The 23,651-nt window shown below is 33.3% G+C and carries 24 protein-coding genes; 18 read left to right on the plus strand and 6 right to left on the minus strand.

The window, feature by feature from the left end:
• Window positions 1-13: 13 nt before the first annotated feature.
• Window positions 14-1,186, minus strand: a complete 1,173-nt coding sequence (locus tag ES675_RS14640; protein ID WP_066252077.1) for an LETM1-related biofilm-associated protein — start codon at window positions 1,184-1,186, stop codon at window positions 14-16.
• A 146-nt stretch (window positions 1,187-1,332) separates the two neighbouring features.
• Between ES675_RS14640 and ES675_RS16700 the strand changes: the two genes are divergently transcribed.
• From ES675_RS16700 to ES675_RS14660, 4 genes are all read left to right on the plus strand, one after another.
• Entirely contained in the window at window positions 1,333-1,983 is a 651-nt protein-coding gene (locus tag ES675_RS16700; RefSeq protein WP_066252080.1) for a DUF4331 family protein, read from the plus strand.
• A gap of 29 nt (window positions 1,984-2,012) precedes the next feature.
• Window positions 2,013-2,585, plus strand: coding sequence for a DUF4331 family protein (locus ES675_RS16705; RefSeq protein ID WP_066252085.1), 573 nt, complete (start codon window positions 2,013-2,015; stop codon window positions 2,583-2,585).
• A gap of 84 nt (window positions 2,586-2,669) precedes the next feature.
• On the plus strand, window positions 2,670-3,965 hold the full coding sequence (locus tag ES675_RS14655; protein WP_066252088.1) for a tetratricopeptide repeat protein: 1,296 nt from the start codon (window positions 2,670-2,672) through the stop codon (window positions 3,963-3,965).
• A 20-nt stretch (window positions 3,966-3,985) separates the two neighbouring features.
• Window positions 3,986-6,226, plus strand: coding sequence for a TonB-dependent receptor (locus ES675_RS14660; protein WP_066252093.1), 2,241 nt, complete (start codon window positions 3,986-3,988; stop codon window positions 6,224-6,226).
• Window positions 6,227-6,364: 138 nt separating this feature from the next.
• Here ES675_RS14660 and ES675_RS14665 read toward each other — a convergent pair whose 3' ends face one another.
• The 5 genes from ES675_RS14665 to ES675_RS14685 all read right to left on the minus strand — a co-directional run bounded on the left by ES675_RS14665 (window position 6,365) and on the right by ES675_RS14685 (window position 9,965).
• The gene (locus tag ES675_RS14665) at window positions 6,365-7,039 is read right to left on the minus strand and encodes a hypothetical protein (RefSeq protein ID WP_066252096.1); all 675 of its coding nucleotides are present in this window, start codon (window positions 7,037-7,039) and stop codon (window positions 6,365-6,367) included.
• Window positions 7,040-7,074: 35 nt separating this feature from the next.
• Complete coding sequence (locus ES675_RS14670) at window positions 7,075-7,836, minus strand: DJ-1/PfpI family protein (RefSeq protein ID WP_066252100.1); 762 nt, start codon at window positions 7,834-7,836, stop codon at window positions 7,075-7,077.
• 78 nt (window positions 7,837-7,914) lie between these two features.
• A complete protein-coding gene (locus ES675_RS14675; protein WP_066252103.1) occupies window positions 7,915-8,745 on the minus strand; it encodes an anti-sigma factor in 831 nt (276 codons plus the stop codon).
• Window positions 8,745-9,278 carry an RNA polymerase sigma factor gene (locus ES675_RS14680; RefSeq protein ID WP_066252107.1) on the minus strand — a complete coding sequence of 178 codons (534 nt, stop codon included), beginning with the start codon at window positions 9,276-9,278 and terminating at the stop codon, window positions 8,745-8,747. Before ES675_RS14680 ends, ES675_RS14675 begins: the two co-directional genes overlap by 1 nt.
• Window positions 9,279-9,368: 90 nt before the next feature.
• Window positions 9,369-9,965, minus strand: coding sequence for a superoxide dismutase family protein (locus ES675_RS14685; RefSeq protein ID WP_066252110.1), 597 nt, complete (start codon window positions 9,963-9,965; stop codon window positions 9,369-9,371).
• 138 nt (window positions 9,966-10,103) lie between these two features.
• Between ES675_RS14685 and hemN the strand changes: the two genes are divergently transcribed.
• The 14 genes from hemN to ES675_RS14755 all read left to right on the plus strand — a co-directional run bounded on the left by hemN (window position 10,104) and on the right by ES675_RS14755 (window position 23,633).
• Window positions 10,104-11,468, plus strand: a complete 1,365-nt coding sequence (gene hemN / locus ES675_RS14690; protein WP_066252112.1) for an oxygen-independent coproporphyrinogen III oxidase — start codon at window positions 10,104-10,106, stop codon at window positions 11,466-11,468.
• Window positions 11,469-11,550: 82 nt separating this feature from the next.
• Window positions 11,551-12,381: a universal stress protein gene (locus ES675_RS14695; RefSeq protein ID WP_066252117.1), complete on the plus strand. Its 831-nt coding sequence runs from the start codon at window positions 11,551-11,553 to the stop codon at window positions 12,379-12,381.
• Window positions 12,382-12,585: 204 nt separating this feature from the next.
• Window positions 12,586-13,092, plus strand: coding sequence for a c-type cytochrome (locus tag ES675_RS14700; RefSeq protein WP_066252119.1), 507 nt, complete (start codon window positions 12,586-12,588; stop codon window positions 13,090-13,092).
• Between the two features lie 7 nt (window positions 13,093-13,099).
• Window positions 13,100-13,672 (plus strand): fasciclin domain-containing protein, encoded by a 573-nt coding sequence (locus ES675_RS14705; protein ID WP_066252122.1) that lies wholly within the window; start codon window positions 13,100-13,102, stop codon window positions 13,670-13,672.
• A 28-nt stretch (window positions 13,673-13,700) separates the two neighbouring features.
• The gene (gene nosZ / locus ES675_RS14710) at window positions 13,701-15,659 is read left to right on the plus strand and encodes a Sec-dependent nitrous-oxide reductase (protein ID WP_066252128.1); all 1,959 of its coding nucleotides are present in this window, start codon (window positions 13,701-13,703) and stop codon (window positions 15,657-15,659) included.
• Window positions 15,660-15,785: 126 nt separating this feature from the next.
• Window positions 15,786-16,406, plus strand: coding sequence for a hypothetical protein (locus ES675_RS14715; RefSeq protein WP_066252132.1), 621 nt, complete (start codon window positions 15,786-15,788; stop codon window positions 16,404-16,406).
• A 36-nt stretch (window positions 16,407-16,442) separates the two neighbouring features.
• Window positions 16,443-16,868: a nitrous oxide reductase accessory protein NosL gene (locus ES675_RS14720; protein ID WP_066252134.1), complete on the plus strand. Its 426-nt coding sequence runs from the start codon at window positions 16,443-16,445 to the stop codon at window positions 16,866-16,868.
• Window positions 16,869-16,909: 41 nt separating this feature from the next.
• The gene (locus ES675_RS14725; protein ID WP_066252137.1) at window positions 16,910-18,157 is read left to right on the plus strand and encodes a nitrous oxide reductase family maturation protein NosD; all 1,248 of its coding nucleotides are present in this window, start codon (window positions 16,910-16,912) and stop codon (window positions 18,155-18,157) included.
• Window positions 18,151-18,858, plus strand: coding sequence for an ABC transporter ATP-binding protein (locus tag ES675_RS14730; RefSeq protein ID WP_066252140.1), 708 nt, complete (start codon window positions 18,151-18,153; stop codon window positions 18,856-18,858). The genes ES675_RS14725 and ES675_RS14730 overlap by 7 nt, the downstream gene beginning before the upstream one ends.
• Window positions 18,851-19,633 carry an ABC transporter permease gene (locus ES675_RS14735; protein WP_066252143.1) on the plus strand — a complete coding sequence of 261 codons (783 nt, stop codon included), beginning with the start codon at window positions 18,851-18,853 and terminating at the stop codon, window positions 19,631-19,633. Before ES675_RS14730 ends, ES675_RS14735 begins: the two co-directional genes overlap by 8 nt.
• Before the next feature lies 1 nt (window position 19,634).
• A complete protein-coding gene (locus ES675_RS14740) occupies window positions 19,635-20,084 on the plus strand; it encodes a hypothetical protein (RefSeq protein ID WP_066252146.1) in 450 nt (149 codons plus the stop codon).
• A 54-nt stretch (window positions 20,085-20,138) separates the two neighbouring features.
• A complete protein-coding gene (locus ES675_RS14745; RefSeq protein WP_066252150.1) occupies window positions 20,139-20,537 on the plus strand; it encodes a hypothetical protein in 399 nt (132 codons plus the stop codon).
• Between the two features lie 168 nt (window positions 20,538-20,705).
• Window positions 20,706-21,557 (plus strand): hypothetical protein, encoded by an 852-nt coding sequence (locus tag ES675_RS14750; RefSeq protein WP_066252153.1) that lies wholly within the window; start codon window positions 20,706-20,708, stop codon window positions 21,555-21,557.
• A gap of 78 nt (window positions 21,558-21,635) precedes the next feature.
• Window positions 21,636-23,633 (plus strand): TonB-copper family protein, encoded by a 1,998-nt coding sequence (locus ES675_RS14755; RefSeq protein ID WP_066252238.1) that lies wholly within the window; start codon window positions 21,636-21,638, stop codon window positions 23,631-23,633.
• Window positions 23,634-23,651 lie beyond the last annotated feature (18 nt).

Below are 23,651 nucleotides of genomic sequence, written 5' to 3' on the forward strand. Positions count from 1 at the left end.
AGAATGAGGTTTTTTAATCATCAACCCGATTATCATCAAAAGCCGACGGTAATAGTTTGGGTATAAATTTTATTACAATTGGCAATAACAAAGCACCTCCTGGTAATAAAAAAATTGCCAAACTCGGTATAGATTTAAAAACATCTAATAACTGATTGTTTACACGCTTTTGTTCATCTTCATTTAGCTCTCTAATGGTAGATTGCGTTAATAGCTTCATTAAATCCTTACTTTCCTGAAGTTCCTTCAGTAAGCGCTTACTATTTCTAGAAATTAGTTTGTTTACCATTTCGCTAGAATTGTCATAAAACGTTTTCACAACATTCTTGGAACTTAATAAGGCTATTTTATCTTTATGTGTTTCGTAAAATACATTAATGGCGCGTGTGGCTTCATCCATATTAGCACCTTCCAATTGTAAGTCAGTAGATAATTTATTTAAAAAATCATATTCTTTCTTATCAATAATAGTATCTCCCCAAGCAGCCATACAGGCAATATCTAGAATGTAATATTTTTCTAAAGCTCCAGAAATATGCGAAAGTGCTTCGTCATAACCCATTTTCTTGGTGTCATGATATCTGCGTGACTGTTCAAATAAATTAATCAAACTTTTGTCATAATCACTTTTCAGGATTTTCGAATTTAAAGTCTGAATTACCACCGTTTCTATGGCAGCTTCCAAATTCTGAAGATAGATTTCTGAAATATTTTTTGTTTTTAAAAACGTCTTATAGGCTAATATGTCTGTAAACAATAAGGCATTTGTAATAAAGTAATTGAAACTTCTTTCAATTATGTTATCGTCAATTTGAACCCGTTTATGAATTATCTTCTCAAGGGTAGATACATTTTTCTTGCCTCCTAATAATTCAGAAAAAAACGATGCCTTGTATGCGTTTATATGTGTGTAAAAATCCAGGATACTATCAACAAAATTACTTCTAGTATCTGATGTGCTATGAATATAGTTGAATGCCGTAATCAAATTTACTTTGCAAATCTCTTCACTTGTAAAATCCGAAATAGAGACATAGTCGTTAAATACACCTACGTTACTTCCATAAATAAATCCGTTTTGACGAAGCTCTCTATAAAAGGTGTTTGTAGATAAGGTAGAAAGATTGGTGCTAATATTTTCTACGAGTAATAATTTATTTATCCAGCCACTTGCTGATGGATTCATGTACGTTTGTTTGAGGATGTAAAGATATAGTTTAAATCTAAAAAGTCCTTAAAAAATCATGTTAACAAAATTTTAACAAAACCGACTTCAAAGTTATTGCGTAGGTATGTGTGAGAGTCAATAATAATTAACAAAAACTCAAAATTATGAAAAACATGAAAATTTATTTAGGAATCGGTGTTGCAGTCGTAGCAGGTTTCTTTTTGGTAGCAGCCGATCATATCGATGCGCCAGCAGTAGCAGGTGGTACAAGTGATATCACTGATTTTTACGCCTTTCAAGGGCAAAACACAGACAATTTGGTGTTTGTAGCAAATGTTCAAGGCTTAATAAGTCCAGCAAATACTGGAGATGCAGCATTTGATGAAAATGTATTAATTGAATTTAATATTGATATCAATCAAGACAATATTGAAGATTTAGTAATTCAAGCTATTCCAAGAAATGGTAAAATGTATTTCTTCGGGCCATCTGTTCCGTCAACAACGGGATTAAACAGTACAGTACTTGTTGGTAATGCGAAAGGGAGTGTGGATATTTCACAATATGGTGCATCTGCAATTATTGAAGAGGCTAATCAAATGAAGTTTTTTGCTGGACCAAGAGACGATCCATTTTTCATGGATTTCGCTCGTTATGGTGACATTATAGCAGGAAACGAAACAGAATTTGCTAATCCAGGATCCGATACGTTTGCAGGTACTAACGTGATGTCTATTGTGGTAGAAGTGCCAAAACGTGTATTTGGTAACGTAGGTACTATTAACACTTGGGTTGAATCAAAACGCAAACAATAATTAACTAACAATTTAAAAACACACATATTATGAAAAATTTAAAATATATATTAAGTATAGTCGCTATTGCAGCACTAACCGTAAGTTGCTCAAGCGATGACGATTTTACACCAGCTCAAAATGGCGTAGCAGGACCTAGTTTTTCTGGGTTTTATGCGCAACAAGATCAAATGGGTAGACCAGCTGTAAACACCGTTTTTGTTTCAGGAGATAGTAAGAACATGTTTAATAAAACAATCCCGTCTCAACAAAATGCGGCATTTCAAAGCATGTTTCAAACCAATTTAGAAGGTTTAAGTCCTGCTTATGCAAATCCAGGAGATATGAATGCATTAGGGTTGACTTCAGCTCAATTTACAGGATTATTAGCTACAGATGTGCTAACTGTTTCTTTAGATGCTCCAACAACATTTTTTGATGGAACGAACGTATTAACAGGTCGTAATTTAAGTGATGATGTTATTACCGTTGAATTGATTTTGATTTTTGGTGGTGAAACTGGATTAACAGCTCCAGAGAACCCAGGATTATCAAATGATAATGTGGATGCTAATGACAAAGATTTTTTAAATGAATTTCCATATTTAGCTAGCGCTTGGTAGAAATTCCATATCAGAGCATGTGAGGGCATGCTCTGATTTTTTTATTACAAAACAAACAAACAAACAAACAAACAACATCAACACATGAAAACTTTAAAACAATATATCGGATTATTTGTTTGCATGCTAATCATAACTAGTTGTGAAAATCAACCAGAAGCAATAACCGAAAAGTCAGATTACAATAATTATTTAGAATTAGTCGAGAATGATGCGTTGCAAAAAGCTGAAAAGGACCTTTTATTTTGGGAAAATAAGCTAGAAAAAGAACCATCGCAATATCCTTATGTAGCTAAAATTGCAGCGTCTCATTCCCGATTATTTACTATTACAGGAAAGGTTGAACATTTAAAATTAGCTGAAGAAAATCTAAAAGCTGTAAATGAGCACACCAACTATAATAACGTTGGCTATTTACGTTCACTATCACGAAATTATATTTCTCAACACCGTTTTCGTGAAGCAAAAGAATTGCTTCAAAAAGCAAAATCTAATGGAGAAAACATTGAAGCCACTTATAAAATGCTTTTTGATGTAGAATTAGAACTTGGTGATGTGGCAGCTGCAAAAACGTATTTGGAACGCGTAAAAGATTTTAGCGATTTTGATTACTTAATTCGCTTGTCTAAATGGAGCGATCATCAAGGCGATTTAGATTCAGCTATAAAATATATGGAAAAAGCTACGACTATGGCAGAAAGCGCTAATATCAATAGCTCTAAAGAATGGGCTTATACCAATTTGGCCGACTTTTATGGACATGCTGGAAAAATAAAAGAGTCTTATACTTATTATCTAAAAGCACTAGCCATTAACCCAAATGATGCCTATGCTAAAAAAGGAATTGCATGGATTGTGTATTCTTATGAAAGAAACCCAGAAGAAGCCACGCGTATTTTAAACACCTTAACTCAAAATTACCAAGTGCCAGATTTATATTTATTGAAAGCTGAAATTGCAGATTTCATGAAAAACAAACAAGCCAAAGAAGGTAATATTGATATGTATTTAGCCTTGGTTTCAAATGAATCTTATGGTGATATGTATAATGCGTATAATATTGAACTTTTTGTAGACTCTGAAAATCAACATGAAGCTGCTTTACAGCTAGCAAAAAAAGAAATACAAAACCGCCCAACAGCTATGTCTTATGATTTATTAGCATGGAGTTATTATAAAAATGGAAATGTTAAAAAAGCGTTAAGTATTATGGAAGAATTCGTTATTGGTAATACTTTTGAGCCACTTGCCGTTTATCATTTAGCCCTTATTTATAAGGCAAATGGATTAACTGAAAAAGCGCAAAAACTAAAACCAGAATTAGAATCTAGTTCCTATGAGTTAGGACCTATTCTATCTCAAGAAATTTCACTTATTTAACCCATTAAACCTAACCAACTATGCTAACCAAAACAGTAATTAAGTATTTATTTGCCGTGTTTATCATGAGTCAAATGGTGCATGCACAAACAGTAAAAGGTGTTGTAAATGATGATGAAGGACAACCTATTGAAAATGCTTATGTATATAATGTAAATAGTTCAAGTCATGCACACACCTTATCAAACGGAACGTTTATAATAGAAAATAATAATCAAGGTGATTCATTAACCATAGGTTTATTAGGTTATGAAAAACTGGTTGTAATTCTTAATCAAGATCATTTTAAAAATGGCTTGCAAATTATTTTAAAGAGTAAAACAATTCTTTTAAATGAATTAGTTATTACGGAACAAGTAAATGCCATGAACAGTATTGCTAGAGTGGATTTGGAAACCAATCCGGTAAACTCATCTCAAGAAATATTGCGAAAAGTGCCAGGATTAATTATTGGTCAACACGCTGGAGGAGGAAAAGCCGAGCAAATATTTTTACGTGGTTTTGATATTGATCACGGAACAGATATAAGTTTGTCTGTAGATGGAATGCCTGTAAATATGGTGTCTCATGCACATGGTCAAGGTTATAGCGATTTACATTTTGTAATTCCGGAAACCATCAATAATATTAATTTTGGTAAAGGACCATATTATGCCAATAAAGGGGATTTTGCAACTGCAGGATATGTCGATTTCAACACGAAAGATAATATCAATGGAAGTGAAATTAGTTTGAGTTTCGGACAGTTTAACTCATTAAGAACCTTGGGAATGTTTGATTTGTTGAAAAACAACAAACGCTCCAATGCTTATGTAGCATTAGAATATATTGAGTTTGATGGCCCTTATGATTCACCTCAAAACTTCAACCGTTTAAACTTATTTGGTAAATTCAGTACCTATTTAAAGGGTAATGATAAACTATCGCTAACGGTTTCACATTTTACAAGTCGTTGGGATGCTTCTGGGCAAATTCCTCAACGTGCTGTGGATAGCGGGTTAATTTCCCGTTTCGGATCTATCGATGATACCGAAGGCGGAACTACCTCAAGAAGTAATGTGAATGTTGCTTATGAATCTATTTTAGATAACGACTTACAATTTAAGTCGAATGTATTTTACTCTAAATATGGTTTTGAATTGTATTCCAATTTCACCTTCTTTTTAGAAGATCCTATTAATGGCGATCAGATAAAGCAATTTGAAAGTCGTGATATTTTCGGGTTTAATACCGCTTTTATAAAAGATACACATGTAGGTGATGTGGATACTAAAATTACATCTGGATTTGGTTTGCGTTATGATATGGTTAATGATGTAGAGCTTTCTCATACATTAAACAGAAACGAAACACTCAATTATTTAGCTTTAGGAAATGTAAACGAAACCAATATGTTTGGATATGTAAATGCTGAATTTAAGCTGAACAAATTTATAATTGCGCCAGCTTTGCGTTTAGATTATTTCAAGTTTATGTATAATGATGCATTAGTGGCAGATTATGAAACACTATCTGAAACAAAAACGGCAGTAAGTCCTAAATTGAATTTTTTCTATAATCAAGATAAGAACTTACAATTATTCTTAAAAACAGGTATTGGCTTTCATTCCAATGACGCGCGTGTGGTTGTTGCTCAAAGTGGCGAAGATATTTTACCAAGAGCTTATGGTGCCGATTTAGGAGCTATTTGGAAACCGTTCCCAAAAATGGTGGTTAATACAGCATTATGGTATTTGTTTTTAGAACAAGAATTTGTGTATGTAGGTGATGGCGGTGTTGTGGAACCAAGTGGAAAATCAGAACGCTATGGATTAGATTTAGGACTTCGCTATCAATTTACAGATTGGTTATACTTTGATACAGATGCTACGCTTACACATGCTAGAAGTGTGGATGAACCAAGTGGAGCAGACTATATTCCATTAGCACCAGATTTTACCCTAACAGGAGGTTTATCTATTAATGATTTAAATGGTTTTTCTGCCGGAATTCGTTACCGTTATATTGATGACAGACCAGCTAATGAAGACAATTCAATTGTGGCAAATGGTTATTTTGTAACCGATTTAAATATGAATTATGCGTTCAATAAAAATATTAGTGTTGGCCTAGCTATTGAAAATCTATTTGATACGGAATGGAATGAAACACAGTTTGCTACAGAAACACGATTGCAAAATGAAATTGATCCTGTGGAAGAAATTACGTTTACACCTGGAACACCATTTTTTATTAAAGGAATCGTGAGTTATAAGTTTTAAGTGTTTGTTGATGATAAGGATAACTGGCAAGCTGCTCCTTATATAGAGTAGTTTGTTTAGTGTTTTTGTTAGTTTGTGAGCGTCTGTTTTATACAGGCGCTTTTTGTTGTTCTAAAGAAATTTATTTTCAATAAATATTTACCGTAAATGTCTGCAATCTCCATCGGTAACAATGGTTTTGTCTATTTTAGAAATAGAGATGAGTTTTTCAGAACTAAATGCTTCATCCAGCTCATTGAAAAATTTCTTCTCAATATAAATACCATTGGGTAGGTTTTTATGGATTTTCCACTCTTCATAAGCGGTTGGATGCGTTAAAATAGGTAAATGAAAATTATAGGATGTATCCACAATATACAGATTAGAACCTGCATGGTTTTTAAGCTTTTTCTTTAGTGAATACGTGCTTTTCAAAGTGTATGCTGCAATTGTTTTGTTCTGCATGAGGGAATCTTTCAAACTAATATATTCATAATGTTTGGTGATATTTTTAAAATTATTTTTGCTTTTTACAATAGCATCACAAGCAATGGTAATAAACTCTGCTTGTATCAATTCGGTTTGAGCAACACGCACGTTTGCATACAATTTATCATGTTGCATGAAAATTAATTTACAGTTCAAATTATCTTCAATTGTTATGGTAGCAAAGTAGCTGTTGTCTTTGGAATTGGTTAAATAAACAGTTTTATTTTTAATAGAGTCTTCCTTGAAAAATGTTGTTTCGTAAGTTAACATATAATCAAAGTGATAGGTTTTTTGCGAAAAACTAAAAACAGGAAGTATTAATAACAAAAGAAGGGTAATTCTCATGGAATTTTTTTTATAAAGCGTTAATTTAAGTAGGCCTATTTAGTAGGCTTCCAATTCTGTAAACGATCTAAATAGAGATATGATTCAACAAATTTTCTGTGTTCCAAACTAGTCATTTTTTCTAACAAATTTAATGCTGAAATATAACTCGCTAAATTTCCATTAGACGAACTAAATTTTCCGTCTTCAATAAAAGTGACAGTGGCATCGTCTTGAACTTTTAAATTCGGGTAATCTTTTTGAAGTTGTACTCCACCACCAATCCAAGTAACAATTTTATGGCCATCTGCAATTCCAGACTTTCCAATTAACTGCGCACCTGCACAATTACTAACAGTATATGTGGTTTCTTGATTTTTAGCTTTTATGAAGTCAATGATATTTTTATTATGAACCTGCGCATACATATCATAAGCACTTGGAACAAAAAGAGCATCTAATTTCGGACAGTTCTCAAAGGTGTAGTCAGGTACAAAATGCATACCTTCTTCAGAGGTAATAGCTTGATTGGTTTCGGCAATGGTGATTACATTAAAAAGTTGGTCTCCAGATGCACTAGCTTTTGCAAACACATCAGATGTGGCAATTACTTCACTTTGTAAAACGCCGGAATACATAAGCAAACCAATAGTTGGTACGTTTTTTTTAAACGGTTTTAGGTGTTTGGTTAATGTATCTGAGGAAACCTCCAAGGAATTTGAAGTTTCTCTTATTTCAACTTTTTCGTCCGTAATATTATTACAATTGCATAATAATGATACCAAAAACACGAAACATAAGTAGTTTTTAAATGTCATATTTTATCAGGTTTATTACTGTTTGCCAGAATAAACAAAAATAAACATTTAAAAAGAAATTATAACTAATTGCCCAGTTTAAGAATTAGTAGTAACAGCACCAAGCGTATACAGTTGTTCCATAGTTGGAGTTGCACTACCGCCAGCAGGCTCTAATGTAATTCCGAATGCTTCCGATTGATTGGCATTTTCAATGGTGAATATTTTGTTTGTATCGCTCGTAAAATTGTCTATAGTTCCTAAACTAGTAGGCGCAAGTGGGTTTAAGGTTAAGGACCAAACTTGGTACACTTTTCCAGCAGGAGGTTCAGGTAAACCTTGTACATCTAAATACACTGTGTTGGCATCTTTATCCCAATATACATTAGCATAGGATTCTGGTGAAACAGCTTGACCTGCAAGCGGAACAGAAAGAATATCTTTATCACGTATAACAGATAATAATTTTTGAGTTTCCGTTAAGTTAGCAGTTGTTTTAGTTATACGTTCTTCTAATAATGTGTTATCTATAGTTTGTTCTTGTAGTTCTGTTTCAACAACTTGAATGTCAGATTTTAAGGCGCTGTTTTGATTAAAGAAGTACATTAAACCCACAGCTAGTAATACGGATGCTGCCCAACCAGAATACGCAAAATAATTTGTTTTAGCTTGTTGTAAAGGAATCACTTTTGAGTCCTCATCAGTATCCAAGCCTAATTTTTCTTTTACGGCTTTAAATAAATGTTGTGAATCGGAAGGAGAAAGGGCTGCAGTAAGTTGCATAATGGCAGCTTCAATCTTTAAAACTTCGTCTAATAAATCAGGATTTTCAAGGAGTTGGTTATAAACAGCTTCGTTTTCTTCATCAGAAAGACTGCCAGCTATATACAGCTCTAAAATTCCAGATTCTATGTATTCTTGATTTGTCATTAATTTACGTCTAACATGATTCGTAGCTCATTGATACAGTTTCTGTTTCTTGTTTTAATCGTACCAATTGGCATTTCTAAAGTTTCAGAAGCCTCTTTTTGTGTATATCCTTTAAAGTATAATAACTCAATTACTTCAATACACTTTTTAGCTAACTTATCTACAAACTTCTTAATGCCGATGGCATTTGTTTTTTCGTTTAAGTTATCATGGTCTTCTAAGATATCTACGAAAAAATCAGCTTGAAGGTTTTTTTTCGAATTCTTAAAGGTTTTAGATCGTGTTTTATCAATAGCAGCATTTCGTGCTATATTGAGGATCCAAGTAAAAAAACGTCCTTTTTTGACGGAATACGAAGCGGAATTATTCCAAGCCTTTATAAATACATCTTGCATGACTTCTTCCGCAAGGTCGTTATCACGAACAATATTATAAATTACACCATGCATACTTTCGCTGTACATATTGTAAAGCGTTTCAAATGCTTTTTCATTTTTGTCTTGAAATTGTGAAACCAGAGCTTCTAACTGCATATAGTTTGAATTAAGTGTCTAAATTAGGAAATAATTAGCAATAAAAAAAGCTGCACAAGGCAGCCTTTTCATTTTTATTTTAGTATTGTTTTATTCAATAATACCAGCGCAACTAACACGTGCTCCAGCATCTCCAGTCGGTTGCGTTTTAAAATCATCTACACCTTTATGGACAATTACCGCTTTTCCAAGAATATCTTTGGCAGGATCGCCACAACCAATACACCATTCGTCTGTGCTCAATGTAATAGTAGCATTTCCTTTTTCGTCAGCTTCTAGGTTGCCAATATCTCCTTTATGATATCCTGCAGCATCACCCCATTTTCCGTGTGGTTCGCCTGTTGGATTCCAATGTCCTCCTGATGAGGTTCCATCGTCTGATGAACAATCAGCTGTTTCGTGTAAATGAATCGCATGTGTTCCAGGTTCTAGTCCACTAACTAGAGCTGTCATGGTAACCGTTCCATTTTCCTCGTTAAAAACAACATTTCCGGTAACGTTACTACCGCTTTTTGCGTTTAATTCCGCAGTTACTTTTTTAGCAACTACAACGTTTTCTTCAGCCATGGTTTCAGTAACCACTTCGGTTTCTGTGTTTTCCATTTCTGTGTTTTCTTTTTTATCATTCTTACAACTTGTAGCAAAAGCTAAAGTAACTACAAGCGCTAAAAGGCTTAATTTTTTCATCTGATTTGTTTGTTTTTGTGTTTATCCGAAAGTTACATATTATTTTACATAAAATGAAACGTATCGACTTTATTGTATGATAATTATCATATTTTAATCGTGTAAAAGATTTTAATTTTGCTTATTATTTAGTGAGTTATGGCAAAAATATTAGTAAATAAATATAATGTAGCAGGTCCGAGATACACCAGCTACCCAACGGTTCCGTATTGGGATGAAGCTTCGTTTTCTATTGGGAAATGGGAAACCAGTTTGCGAAAATCTTTTAATGAAAGTAATGAAAGTGAAGGCATTAGTTTATATATTCATTTGCCATTTTGTGAGAGTTTATGCACCTTTTGTGGTTGCAATAAACGTATTACTACTAGACATGAAGTAGAATCGCCTTATATAGATTATGTATTAAAAGAATGGCGGCTTTATGTTGAATTATTAGGAAATACGCCTCAAATTAAAGAATTGCATTTAGGAGGTGGAACACCTACTTTTTTTTCGCCTAAAAATTTAGAACGCCTTATAAATGGCATTTTTACCATAGCCGAAAAAGCAGATAATTACGAATTCAGTTTTGAAGGTCATCCAAATAATACAACCAAAACACATTTACAAACATTATACAATTTAGGTTTTCGTCGGGTTAGTTACGGTGTTCAAGATTATAATGAAACCGTACAGAAAGCTATTCACAGAATTCAACCATTTGAAAATGTGAAACGCGTTACAGAAGAAGCTCGTGAAATAGGATATACATCTGTAAGTCATGATATTATTTTTGGGTTACCATTTCAAACCGAAGCTCATGTAGCTGAAACAATTAGTAAAACCAAAGCTTTAATGCCAGACCGAATAGCTTTTTATAGTTATGCGCATGTGCCATGGATAAAAGGAAATGGACAACGTGGTTTTAAGGATAACGATTTACCTTCAGCGGAAAGCAAGCGCAAGCAATACGAACTTGGAAAGGAACAATTAGATGCTTCTGGGTATGTAGAAATTGGTATGGATCATTTCGCATTAAAAACAGATAGTCTATATCAAGCCACAGAAACCAAAAAGCTTCATAGAAATTTTATGGGTTATACAGCTAGTAAAACCCAAATAATGGTTGGTTTAGGTGTTTCTGCCATAAGCGATAGTTGGTATGGTTTTGCACAAAATGAAAAGAAAATTGAAGATTATTACAAACGATTAGATACAGATGTAATTCCTGTATTTAGAGGTCATATTTTAAATTCAGAAGATTTAATAATTAGACGTCATATTTTAAACCTCATGTGTCATTTTGAAACGAGTTGGAGTTTAAATTCAAATTACTTTAAAGAATTACCGGATGTTTTAGTCCAAATAAAAGAATTGGAAACGGATGGGTTAATAATTATAAATACTAATTCAATTACAGTCACAGAAAAGGGTAAGCCTTATGTTAGAAACGTATGCATGGCTTTCGATTTATTACTTCAGAGAAAAAAACCTGAATCACAATTGTTTTCAATGACTATTTAAAACTTAAAAATATCAATTAATACATAATCAACCTAAAAACGTTTTAACAATTTGTTTTCGTTTTTAATAAAATTACTACATCATGAAAAAAATAATTGTACCGATAGATTTCTCTGAATATTCGGAATACGCATTGGAAACAGCAGCCATTTTAGCTAAAAAAAATAATGCTGAAATTTTAGCATTACATATGCTTGAATTGTCTGAAGCTATTTTAACAAAAGGTTCTGATGGCCAAATGGAAACCGTATTTTTTATAAAACTAGCGGAAAAACGTTTTACAGAATTTTTGGATAAATCGTATTTAGATGGTGTAAAAGTTACACCAATTGTAAAACACTTTAAGGTGTTTAGTGAAGTGAATGAGGTTGCCAAAGTAAACCAAGCAGATTTAATCATCATGGGATCTCAAGGCAGCAGTGGAATTAAAGAATATTTTGTAGGTTCTAATACCGAAAAGGTAGTTCGCTATTCAGAAATCCCCGTTTTGGTTATTAAGCATAATCCTATTTTAACCGAATTCGAGACTATTGTTTTTGCATCAGATTTTTCAGATGATTCTGTTTCGGCATACCTAAAGGCCAAAGATATGTGCAGCATTTTAAAAGCGAACATGAATATGGTGTACGTTAACTTACCGGGTGAAAAATTTAAGAGTACGGCAGAAATGGAAGGCAAAATAGTTACCTTCTTTAAAAAAGCAGAAGGTGATTTGGAAAGTTTATCAAAAGTCACTTATGTCAGTGATTACACCGTAGAGCAAGGTATTTCAAACTTTGCTAACCTCATTGGTGCTGATCTGGTTGCAATAGCTACACATGGTAGAAAAGGAATAGCTCATTTCTTTGAAGGCAGTATTTCAGAAGATGTGGCTAACCATTCCACATTGCCTGTAATGACATTTAAAATTTAATTTTCATAGTAATTTTATAATAATTTTTTTTAGTGGGAGAAAGAGCCAAGCGTTACGTTTGGCTCTTTCTATGTTTTTGACTATTTTATAGTATTATAAACCAGGTTGATAGTTAAAAAGGATAATTATATCCGAAATATGATTTTTATCATATTTTTTAAAAGGCTTTAATCTTACTTTTGACCTATAAATTTTAAATACACTATGAGAACATCACTAAAATTAATGACATTATTATTCGCAATTGCCTTAATAGGTTGTGGCGGAAAAGAAGAGAAAAAGAAAGAATCTTTCTCTTATGACAAAAAAACACCAAAAACAGAAACTACAACAACACCAAAAGAAGAAGTAATATCAGCTTCTAAACGTGTTGATTTAACAAGTAAGGGTGTTGGGCCTATTACATCAGTAGTGTTGGACGCTAATATAGATCAAGCTATGGCTGATCAAGGTGCCGACATTTACCAGAAAATGTGTACCGCTTGTCATAGAGTTGATAAGAAGTTTATTGGACCTGCACCAACTGGAATTATGGCGCGTAGAACACCAGAATGGATTATGAATATGATTCTAAATCCAGAACAAATGGTAAAAGAAGATCCATTAGCAAAAGAATTATTAATGGAGTTCAATGGTTCACCAATGGCTAACCAAAATCTTACAGAAGATGAGGCAAGAGCTGTATTAGAGTATTTCAGAACCTTAAAATAAATACAATATGAAACCAATTAAAAAACTAATGCTTTCAGTCTTATGCTTATCACTTTTTTTAGGCTGTAAGAATGAAAATTCAGAACCATCACAATCAGCCACGGAAGTACAGACTGCAGAAACAACAGAACGAACTGGTCAAGCTTTTATTGAAGATGATGGTAGTGCACCAACAGTATTAGATATCGCTATCGGATCACCAGATCATACAACTTTGGTAGCCGCTGTTAAAGCCGCTGAATTAGAAAATGTGCTTGTAAATGCAGGACCACTTATGGTTTTTGCACCTACCAATGAAGCATTTGCCGCTTTACCTGAAGGTACGATTGACGATTTATTAAAGCCTGAAAATAAGACGGCGTTGGCTAATATTTTAAAATATCATGTAACACCAGGGAACTATTCAAAAGAATTTTTAATCAAATTCAAAAAACTAGGTCAGGCAAATAATCAAGATTTAAAAGTAGAGGTCATTAATGGTGAACCTATGATTGGAGGAGCCAAGATTCTGGCAAGTATTCCTGCTGGTAACGGTATTGTTCATGTTATTGACAAAGTATTATTACCACCTTCGGAATAACTATAAAACACTTAAAACTAAATAAATAATGAAAAACACATTTAAATTATCAATAGGATTGATGGTTGTGGCACTTGCTTTTACAAGTTGTAATAATTCAACGCAAACATCAAACAAAGGTGCATTAGGGTCTAGTGCAGCTGAAAAAGTCTATGTCGCACCCGGTGAGCACGATTCCCATTATGCATTTATGTCAGGTGGTTATAGCGGAAACTTAACCGTTTACGGACTGCCTTCAGGACGTATGTTCAAGGAAATTCCAGTTTTTTCACAGTTTCCAACCAATGGTTATGGATATTCAGAAGAAACAAAACCGATGTTAGAAACCTCTTATGGTTTTATTCCTTGGGATGATTCGCATCACCCAGATATTTCACAAACAAATGGTGAATTAGATGGTCGTTGGATTTTCATCAATGGTAATAACACACCACGTATTGCACGTATTAGTTTAAAAACGTTTGAAACTGAAGAAATCATTGAAGTTCCAAACAGTGCAGGTAACCACAGTTCATCTTTTATTACAGAAAACACGGAGTATGTAGTAGCGGGAACTCGTTTTTCAGTTCCAGTACCACAACGCGATATGGCTATAAAGGACTACAAAGGAAACTTTAAAGGCGCTTTATCTTTTATTAGTGTTGACCCTGAAAGTGGCCACATGGATATAAAATTTCAAATTTTAATGCCAGGTTTTAACTACGATTTATCACACCCTGGACGTGGAAAATCTCATGGTTGGTTCTTCTTCACAACCTATAATACAGAAGAAGCAAATAGTTTATTAGAGGTTAATGCATCTCAAAATGATAAGGATTTCATTGCCGCTATTAATTGGAAAAAGATTGAAGAATATGTAAATAATGGTGGTGGAACCATGATGCCTGCTAATTATGCACATAACATACATAGCGATGAAACTCATATGGCAACATCAACTATGAAAAAAGAGGTACGAGTAGTAAACCCAGCAGAGGTTCCAGGTGCCGTATATTTTTTACCAACACCTAAGTCACCTCACGGTTGTGATGTAGATCCTTCTGGAGAATATATTGTGGGTAATGGCAAACTATCTGCTAACTTAACAGTGCATTCATTTACTAAAATGCTTGATGCTATTGAGAAAGAAAAATTTGATGGAGAAGCTTATGGTATTCCAATTTTAAATTTTGAAGATGTTTTAGCTGGATCAGTTGAGCAACCGGGTTTAGGGCCATTACATACAGAATTTGATGGACAAGGGAATGCATATACAACGTTCTTTATCTCATCAGAAGTTGTAAAATGGAAATTAGGAACTTGGGAAGTGTTAGACAGAAAACCAACTTATTACTCTGTTGGTCACTTAACAATTCCAGGTGGAAACTCTAGAAAACCTTTTGGTAAGTATATGTTTGCAATGAACAAAATTACTAAAGATCGATATTTACCAGTAGGTCCAGAAATGGAACATTCAGCACAGTTGTATGATATATCTGGAGATAAAATGGAATTATTATTAGATTTCCCTACGCATGGTGAGCCGCATTATGCAGCAGCTATTCCAGCTGAAATAATTAAAGATAAATCTGTTAAGTTCTTTAAGTTGGCTGACAATAAGCACCCTAGAAAAGCATTAAGTGATGCCGATACTAAAGTAGTTCGCGATGGTAAAAACGTGCATATTTATATGACAACTATCCGTAGTCACTTTTCACCAGATAATATTGAAGGTGTTAAAGTCGGGGATAAAGTATTTTTCCATATTACTAACTTGGAGCAAGATTTTGATGTGCCACATGGTTTTGCTATGATTGGTGCTAATAATGCCGAATTATTAATTATGCCAGGGCAAACAAGAACATTGACTTGGGATGCGAAACAAGTAGGGGTTTGGCCTTTCTATTGTACAGATTTCTGTTCAGCATTACACCAAGAGATGCAAGGCTATATTCGTGTGTCTCCAGCCGATTCTGATATAGAGTTGTCTTGGTCATTAGGCGAATAAATTAAAGAATAGGAGAATTTTGTTTTAGTGTTTATTTTCCTAATAAGGCGAGAGTAGATGTATCTCTCTCGCCTTTCTTTTTAAATCACTATTAACTAAATGGTTAATTTTTAAATATTAAAATTTATGAAAAAGGCTGGCATTTTAATGATTATCGGATCGTTATTATTATTAGGACTTTTTAAATTTCCTCTTTGGAACATTATGCTTGGAGCACCACAATATCCAGAACCTTTAGGGATGGATATTTATATTGATGGTATTAAAGGTATAACGGAATTTGACCTTCAAAATATTGATGGTTTAAACCATTATATAGGGATGAAAACAATTCCGAAGCCTGAAGAAATGTGGGAGTTTTCCGTATTCCCAAAAGTTATATTAGGTATGGTAATTCTTGGCGTTGTCATTGGATTTCTTGGTTTTTTTGAAAAAGTTAGCTATAAATATTTTTTAGGTTGGTTTCTACTAATGTCTATCTTAGGCGTATTAGGAATGTATGATTTTAATAATTGGTTAATTGATTATGGTAGCAACCTAGATCCACATGCCATTATTAAGGTTACAAATCCTGATGGTACACCAATGTCCTACAAACCACCATTAATTGGATATCAAAAATTATTAAATTTTGATGTAGATTCTTGGCCTCATATTGGTGGATATTTAATGTTTATTGGTATGTCTTTTACACTCGTTGCTTTCTGGTTAGGAAGAAAAATGACTTTAAAGCAAACGACACAATAAACAATTTGCAAAAAAAACATTAAACACTAAACACTCATGAAACATTTAATTTTAATACTTCTTCTTGGCGTTACTTTTACGTCGTGTACGGTAAAGCCAGAACCTATAAATTACGGTCAAGATGCTTGTCATTTCTGTAAAATGACTATTGTAGATAAAGTGCATGCAGCCGAGGTGGTCACGCATAAAGGTAAAGTGTACAAGTTTGACGCTACCGAGTGCATGGTAAATTTTATGGATGATTTTGATACAGCAGAAATTAAACTGTATTTAACCAACCACTTTAATCAACCTGAAACACTTATTGATGCTACGAATGCCACGTTTTTAATTAGTAAAAACGTTCCAAGTCCTATGGGTGCCTTCTTAACGGCATTTAAAACCAAGCAAGAGGCGGAAACTGTTCAGGCAGAACAAGGTGGTGAGATCTATACATGGGATGCTTTATTGCAACACTTGTAATATTAATTACGAATATATTTAAACACTAAAAACATTTTGTGATGCCATTAAAAAAGCACCATTTACTAGTTGCTACCCTCATGTTTTTGCTTGGTAACACACTCTTTTCTCAAACGCTTACGGTGTGTAAAACTTGTGATATCAAAACACTACAAGGTGGTATTGATGCAGCAAAAGCAAATGACACTATTTTTGTTGAAAAAGGAATCTATAAAGAAATTAACGTACTCGTTGATAAACCACTAACCATTATTGGTAAAGATTATCCCATTATTGATGGGGAAATGAAAGGTGAAATTATTACCATTACTTCAGATAACGTAACGGTTGACGGTTTGTTTATCAAGAACGTAGGAACAAGTTATACTTCAGATTATGCAGCTATTCGCTTGAAACGTGTTGAAAATTTTGTTGTAAAAAATCTTGTTTTAGAAAAGTTGTTTTTTGGTATTTATGTTGAAAAATCTAAAAATGGAAAAATATTTCATAACAAAATAATAGGCGATGCGGTAGAGGAGTATAATTCTGGAAATGGCATTCAACTTTGGTATAGTAAAAATATTGAAATTGAGCATAATTTTATACAGCGAGTCCGAGATGGTATTTATTTAGAATTTTCAGATGATTGCATTATAAAAAATAACGTGAGTTCTCATAACGTACGATATGGTTTACATTTTATGTTTTCCAATAGAGATACTTATGAGGATAATCTCTTTGAAAAAAATGGCGCTGGCGTTGCCGTAATGTTTTCTAAAGACATAAAAATGTATAATAATATTTTTAGAGAAAATTGGGGAACTGCGTCTTATGGATTACTGCTTAAAGAAATAAATGATGCCGAAATTATGTACAACACGTTTGAACAAAATACTATTGGCATTAATACAGAAGGTTCCAACCGAATCCGATATGAAAACAACAACTTTATAAGTAATGGCTGGGCTATAAAAGTCCTTGGTGCCTGCTATTCAAACACGTTTAAGGGAAATAATTTTTTATATAATTCCTTTGACATGGCCTATAACAGTAAAGTGCATGATAACGAATTTGATGGTAACTATTGGAGTAATTATACAGGTTATGATTTGGATAAAGATGGTGTAGGTGATGTACCATACAGACCTGTGAAACTCTTTTCATATATTGTAAATCGAACACCAGAGACTATCATTTTACTACGTAGTTTATTTATTGATATTATTGATTTCTCTGAAAAAGTATCACCTGTATTTACACCAGATAACTTACTGGATAATAACCCTAAAATTAAAAAAATAACATGGTAAGTGTTGAAAATTTACATAAAAAATTTGGCAAGAATAACGTATTAATTGGTCTGGATTTAGAAATTAATGAAGGTGGTATTTTTGCCGTATTAGGACCTAATGGTTCTGGGAAAACCACACTTATAAAATCTATTTTAGGCATGGTAATTCCGGATAAAGGAACAATTTCTATTCGCGGAAAATCTATTAAAAAAGATTCCAATTACAGAAAACAAATAGACTATTTGCCTCAAATTGCTAATTTCCCTAGTAACCTGAAGGTAAAGGAACTTATTAAAATGATTAAAGACTTACGAGGTAATTCAACTAACGAAGCTGCTTTAATCGAAATGTTTAAATTAGAACCTTTTATTGATAAAAAACTTGGTCAGCTTTCTGGCGGAACCAAGCAAAAAGTAAACATCTTATTGACCTTTATGTTTGATAGTCCTTTGGTTATTTTAGATGAGCCAACAACTGGTCTAGACCCTATTGCGCTTATTCGATTAAAAGAGCTAATTAAAGCAGAGAAAGCCAAAGGTAAAACGGTGTTAATTACATCGCATATTATGAGTTTTGTGGAAGAAATTTCTGATGAAATTGTTTTCCTTTTAGAAGGAAAAATCTATTTTAAAGGCACTATTCCAGCGCTTAAAGCACAAACCAATCAACCAGATTTAGAACACGCAATTGCATCCATTTTAACTACAAATCATGTTTAAAATATTAAAATATAGTTTTTTCGACCTTATGCGTAGCCGTTGGAGTTACGTGTATTTTGCTTTTTATTTATTATTAGGTGTTGTTTTGTTATTTTTAAATAACGACCTCTCAAAAGCTGTCATTACACTTATGAATGTCATCATTATTTTAGTACCACTTATTGGAACTATTTTTGGTGTCATGTATTATTATAACTCCAAAGAGTTTACAGAACTCCTTTTAGCACAACCTTTAAAACGCTCATCCATATTTTTAGGGCAATATTTGGGCGTGGCTATTTCCTTGTCTATGAGTTTAATTTTAGGACTCGGAATCCCGTTTGTATTTTACGGTTTATTTATGTCCAATGCCATTTGGGATTTTAGTTTGTTACTAATAACAGGTGTGTTTTTAACACTCATTTTTACGGCTTTGGCATTCAACATAGCCTTATCCAACGAAAATAAAATAAAAGGTTTTGGATATGCTATTCTAATGTGGCTGTTTTTAGCAGTTATTTATGATGGCTTGTTCTTGATGTCATTATTGTTTTTTGAAGATTATCCACTAGATAAATTATCATTAATCGGAACCGTTTTAAACCCTGTGGATTTATCGAGAACACTCATTTTATTAAAACTTGATATTTCTGCTTTACTTGGTTATACTGGAGCCGTTTTTAAACAATTTTTTGGAACTAACTTCGGATTGATTTTATCCTTTACAATGCTTGTAGTTTGGGTGCTTGTGCCAGTTTTGCGTATCGTACAAAAATCAAAGAAAAAAGACTTTTAATATGAAATCTATTCTTTTTATTCTAATTGTTTCTTCCGTACTTTTTACAAGCTGCAAAAACGAAGCTAAAACAACGAATAATGTTGAAACTGTTCAAAAAATATCTAGTGCAGATACGTTACAGTTAACCTTTAATAAAGGTGATAAATGGCTTGTAAATGCTGAAACACATGAAGGTGTCAAAAACATGGAGGCTATCATTAATCAATTCAATTCTGAAAATTCTGAAAACTATAAAGAATTAGGTGATAAACTTTCTAAACAAACCAGTTACGTAATTAAAAATTGCACCATGACAGGTGAGCCACATGATCAGTTACATGTAGTTTTAGTACCTATGTTAGATGAAATTAGCGCGTTACGAGAAAGTAATAATTTGATTATGGCTAAAGCGTCATTAAGTAATTTAGAAGAATTGATTCAGGCTTATTTTAAGCATTTTAATTTATAGTTAAATGTGATTTTTATCATGTTTAAACCACTGATGAATTCTTAAATTTGTCCTATGATTAAAAGAGTTTCACATATAATAACCGCGCATGTACTTGTCCTAATTTTGTTAGCACATAACATTAATTCGTTGGTTATTGTTACTGATTTTGTTTTAAATCAAGACTTCATTGCAAAAACTCTGTGTATTCAAAAAGAGGATCAACAAGGTTGTAACGGAAAGTGTCAACTGAAAACTGAACTAGCAAAAAATGAAACTGGAACGGATGGTAAATCGCCAATCCAAAATACGGTAAAACGTCAGACCTTAGATGTCTTCTTTGTTTCAGAAATCAATACGATTTCAGATCAATTGGAAACTGTAAAGCGTGCAGTTAATCCTATTTATTCATACACGCCAAGGCTCGACAATCAGTCGTTGTCCGTGGAAACACCTCCTCCAGATTTTAGTTAATTTTTTAGCGTTAAAAAACAATTTGTTTTTCTGTTTCTACCCATGTATTATGGTGTAGGCACAGTTTTTATAATCAAATTTCAGCATATTTTTTTATCCATGGACAGCTATTTACACTATCTGTATTGGTAATTGCTGTGCTAATTATAACTCAAAAAATAACATAAAATGAAACTAAAATATATATTACCTGTACTATTTATCGCTTTATTCACAACAGCTTGTTCTGAAGATGACACGAATTATGAGGCGCCAATTGTAAATGAAGTGGAAGGGCTCAATAAAGTTCAAGAACTTACAAATAACACACATACTATTGAATTATTTAATGCTTCAGGTCGTTTTTATACAGGATACAATGCCATTAGCGTTCGCATTAAAGATAATGCTGCAAATGACTATGTTGAAAATGCATCTATTAGCTGGATGCCTATAATGCAGATGCCTACTATGCAACATTCTTGCCCGAATGCCAACCCGACTAAAGCGCCTGGTAAAAACACGGTTTATAAAGGAAATATCATTTATCAAATGGCTCTTGAAGATGGAACAGGTTGGTCATTAACGGTAAACTACACGATTGATGACGTAGATTATTCAGCTGCAACAGACATCACAGTTATGCAAAATGATAATCAGAACGTATCCAGTTTTATAGGTAGTGATGATAAGCGCTATGTAGTGGCCAGGGTTGCACCAACAAATCCTATTATTGGAAATAATGAGTTGGTGTTGGGTGTTTATGAAATGGAAAATATGATGTCTTTCCCAGTGGTTCAAGATTTCAGTTTATCATTAGACCCAAGAATGCCTGGAATGGGTAACCATAGTTCACCAAACAACACGAACTTAACTTACAATTCTGCTGATAATCTGTATCATGCCAATTTAGCGTTAACTATGACAGGGTATTGGGTGTTAAACCTAAAGCTTTTGAATGGTCAAGGTGAAATTCTTAAAGGTGAAAATGTAACGGAGGACAACATTCAAAGTAGTCTTTATTTGGAGCTTGAATTTTAATTCAAATCTTAATTAAAACCTATAGATAGTTTGCTTTTGGGTAAGCTATCTATAGATTTTCCAAAACACTATATAGCTATGAAAAAGTATATCATATACGGCATAGGTTTCTTGTTTAGTGCCTTTATGTATGCACAAGAAACAGAAACTACCGTAGAAAAAGATACCACGCAACTCCAAGAAGTTATTTTGATTGGCCAGCGTAAATTAAGTAATTACCGACAAGAAAAAACCCTTTCAAGTGTTGATGACTATTTAGAGAAATCGAATAAAATTACCATGATTAAACGTGGTAATTATGCTTGGGAACCTACCATGAACAACATGACTAGCGAACGTTTGAACGTTACTATTGATGGGATGCAAATTTTTGGAGCATGTACGGATAAAATGGATCCGATAACATCATATGTGGATGTTTCTAATTTAGAAAAGGTAAACATAGGATCTGGGCAAGAAGGAACTGAAAATGGTCATGCTATTGGTGGTGGCATCGACCTACAATTACCGCAATCTAAATATTACGATTTTGGTTTTAAAGGCAGTGCTGATTTAGGTTACGAAACCAACGGAAATTACCGAACAGCAGGATTAGATTTAGAGTATTCAGGTAATAAATTTTATATTAATGCAGATGGTATTTACCGAAAATCTGATAATTATGATGCTGGAAACAATCAAGAGGTTTTGTATTCGCAATTTGAAAAATACAATGTCTCGCTTCAAAGTGGTTATAAATTGAATGAAAACCATTCAGTAGATGCTAATCTTATTTACGATAAAGCAACAGATGTTGGATATCCAGCATTACCTATGGATGTGTCTTTAGCTGAAGCTTTAATTACCTCTTTAACACACACGTATAAAAACGATTCTACATTTGTGAAATCCTGGGAATCTAAACTGTATTATAATACAATTACCCATATTATGGACGATTCAAAACGGCCAGATGTACCCATCAGAATGGATATGCCAGGCTGGAGTGATACCTATGGGTTTTATAGTAAGTTAGGTTTAAAAGAAAATAAGCACGATCTATTATTTAATTTAAACGGGTTTTATAATCGTTCTGTTGCCGAAATGACCATGTATCCAAATGACTCCAATCAACCAGCTATGTTTATGTTTACGTGGCCGGATATTAGAACGTTATATTCAGGGATTTTTGCCAAAGATGCTATTACATTAAGTAATAAAGAAACATTGACGGCTTCCGCTAGATTTGGTTTTCATAATAATACCATTGCAGAGCAAGTGGGATTGGAGAGTTTACAAATTTTCTATCCAGATTTAACGGATAGTAAAAATCGTTTCTTAATGAGTGTATCTGCCGATTATAAACTAAAAACTAAAAAGTATGATGCTAGTTTTGGTCTTGGCTATGGTGAACGCGCACCTTCCGTTAGTGAAGGTTATGGTTTTTTCCTGTTTAACAGTTTTGACAACTATGATTATATAGGAAATCCGACATTAAATAATGAAAAGGCTGTGGAAGTTAATGCCAAAGCAAACTATAATAAAAAACGCTTTCAAGTAGGTGTGGAGGCATCTTATTTCTACATTATGGATTACATTATTGGCGAAATAGATCCAAGCTTAAGTGCTATGACTATTGGTGCAGATGGTGTACGTGTTTATAATGCGTTATCTCATGCGTCTATCTTTGACGTTTTTGTAAATGCTAGTTATGATTTCACCAATAAACTATCGGCAAATGCAACCGTAGGCTACAATTATGGATCAGGAAGTAATGGTGAGAATTTACCACTTATCAAACCTTTCTCATATGTAGCGGAAATAGCTTATAATCTTACAAAGTTTAATGTAGCCTTGCAGTTGGAAGGAAATGGTAATCAAAGTCGTTATAGTAGTTTTTATGGCGAAGATAATACATCAGCTTATGCCGTTTTAAACCTTAATTTAGGAAATATCCTATATGTGAAGGATAATAAAATGATTTTCAAGTATGGCGTGGAAAACATATTAGACGCCAACTATTCAACTTATGCAGACTGGAATAATATTCCTCGTCAAGGACGAAATTTCTATGTAAATGTGTCTTATGTGTTTTAATGGAATATTCAAGTTAAA

It is taken from the genome of Algorimicrobium algoritergicola (genome assembly GCF_008086165.1).
In the GTDB taxonomy this organism is placed as follows: Bacteria; Bacteroidota; Bacteroidia; order Flavobacteriales; family Flavobacteriaceae; genus Algorimicrobium; species Algorimicrobium algoritergicola.

Coding starts and splice junctions, on each gene's coding strand:
- ES675_RS14670 (WP_066252100.1), bottom strand. CDS start 7,836: ATGACATTTAAAAACTACTTATGTTTCGTGTTTTTGGTATCATTATTA.
- nosZ (WP_066252128.1), top strand. CDS start 13,701: ATGAAAAACACATTTAAATTATCAATAGGATTGATGGTTGTGGCACTT.
- ES675_RS14640 (WP_066252077.1), bottom strand. CDS start 1,186: ATGAATCCATCAGCAAGTGGCTGGATAAATAAATTATTACTCGTAGAA.
- ES675_RS14700 (WP_066252119.1), top strand. CDS start 12,586: ATGAGAACATCACTAAAATTAATGACATTATTATTCGCAATTGCCTTA.
- ES675_RS14655 (WP_066252088.1), top strand. CDS start 2,670: ATGAAAACTTTAAAACAATATATCGGATTATTTGTTTGCATGCTAATC.
- ES675_RS14730 (WP_066252140.1), top strand. CDS start 18,151: ATGGTAAGTGTTGAAAATTTACATAAAAAATTTGGCAAGAATAACGTA.
- ES675_RS14695 (WP_066252117.1), top strand. CDS start 11,551: ATGAAAAAAATAATTGTACCGATAGATTTCTCTGAATATTCGGAATAC.
- ES675_RS14750 (WP_066252153.1), top strand. CDS start 20,706: ATGAAACTAAAATATATATTACCTGTACTATTTATCGCTTTATTCACA.
- ES675_RS14665 (WP_066252096.1), bottom strand. CDS start 7,039: ATGAGAATTACCCTTCTTTTGTTATTAATACTTCCTGTTTTTAGTTTT.
- ES675_RS14720 (WP_066252134.1), top strand. CDS start 16,443: ATGAAACATTTAATTTTAATACTTCTTCTTGGCGTTACTTTTACGTCG.
- hemN (WP_066252112.1), top strand. CDS start 10,104: ATGGCAAAAATATTAGTAAATAAATATAATGTAGCAGGTCCGAGATAC.
- ES675_RS14660 (WP_066252093.1), top strand. CDS start 3,986: ATGCTAACCAAAACAGTAATTAAGTATTTATTTGCCGTGTTTATCATG.
- ES675_RS14715 (WP_066252132.1), top strand. CDS start 15,786: ATGAAAAAGGCTGGCATTTTAATGATTATCGGATCGTTATTATTATTA.
- ES675_RS14755 (WP_066252238.1), top strand. CDS start 21,636: ATGAAAAAGTATATCATATACGGCATAGGTTTCTTGTTTAGTGCCTTT.
- ES675_RS14675 (WP_066252103.1), bottom strand. CDS start 8,745: ATGACAAATCAAGAATACATAGAATCTGGAATTTTAGAGCTGTATATA.
- ES675_RS14735 (WP_066252143.1), top strand. CDS start 18,851: ATGTTTAAAATATTAAAATATAGTTTTTTCGACCTTATGCGTAGCCGT.
- ES675_RS14745 (WP_066252150.1), top strand. CDS start 20,139: ATGATTAAAAGAGTTTCACATATAATAACCGCGCATGTACTTGTCCTA.
- ES675_RS14680 (WP_066252107.1), bottom strand. CDS start 9,278: ATGCAGTTAGAAGCTCTGGTTTCACAATTTCAAGACAAAAATGAAAAA.
- ES675_RS14725 (WP_066252137.1), top strand. CDS start 16,910: ATGCCATTAAAAAAGCACCATTTACTAGTTGCTACCCTCATGTTTTTG.
- ES675_RS14705 (WP_066252122.1), top strand. CDS start 13,100: ATGAAACCAATTAAAAAACTAATGCTTTCAGTCTTATGCTTATCACTT.
- ES675_RS16700 (WP_066252080.1), top strand. CDS start 1,333: ATGAAAAACATGAAAATTTATTTAGGAATCGGTGTTGCAGTCGTAGCA.
- ES675_RS14740 (WP_066252146.1), top strand. CDS start 19,635: ATGAAATCTATTCTTTTTATTCTAATTGTTTCTTCCGTACTTTTTACA.
- ES675_RS16705 (WP_066252085.1), top strand. CDS start 2,013: ATGAAAAATTTAAAATATATATTAAGTATAGTCGCTATTGCAGCACTA.
- ES675_RS14685 (WP_066252110.1), bottom strand. CDS start 9,965: ATGAAAAAATTAAGCCTTTTAGCGCTTGTAGTTACTTTAGCTTTTGCT.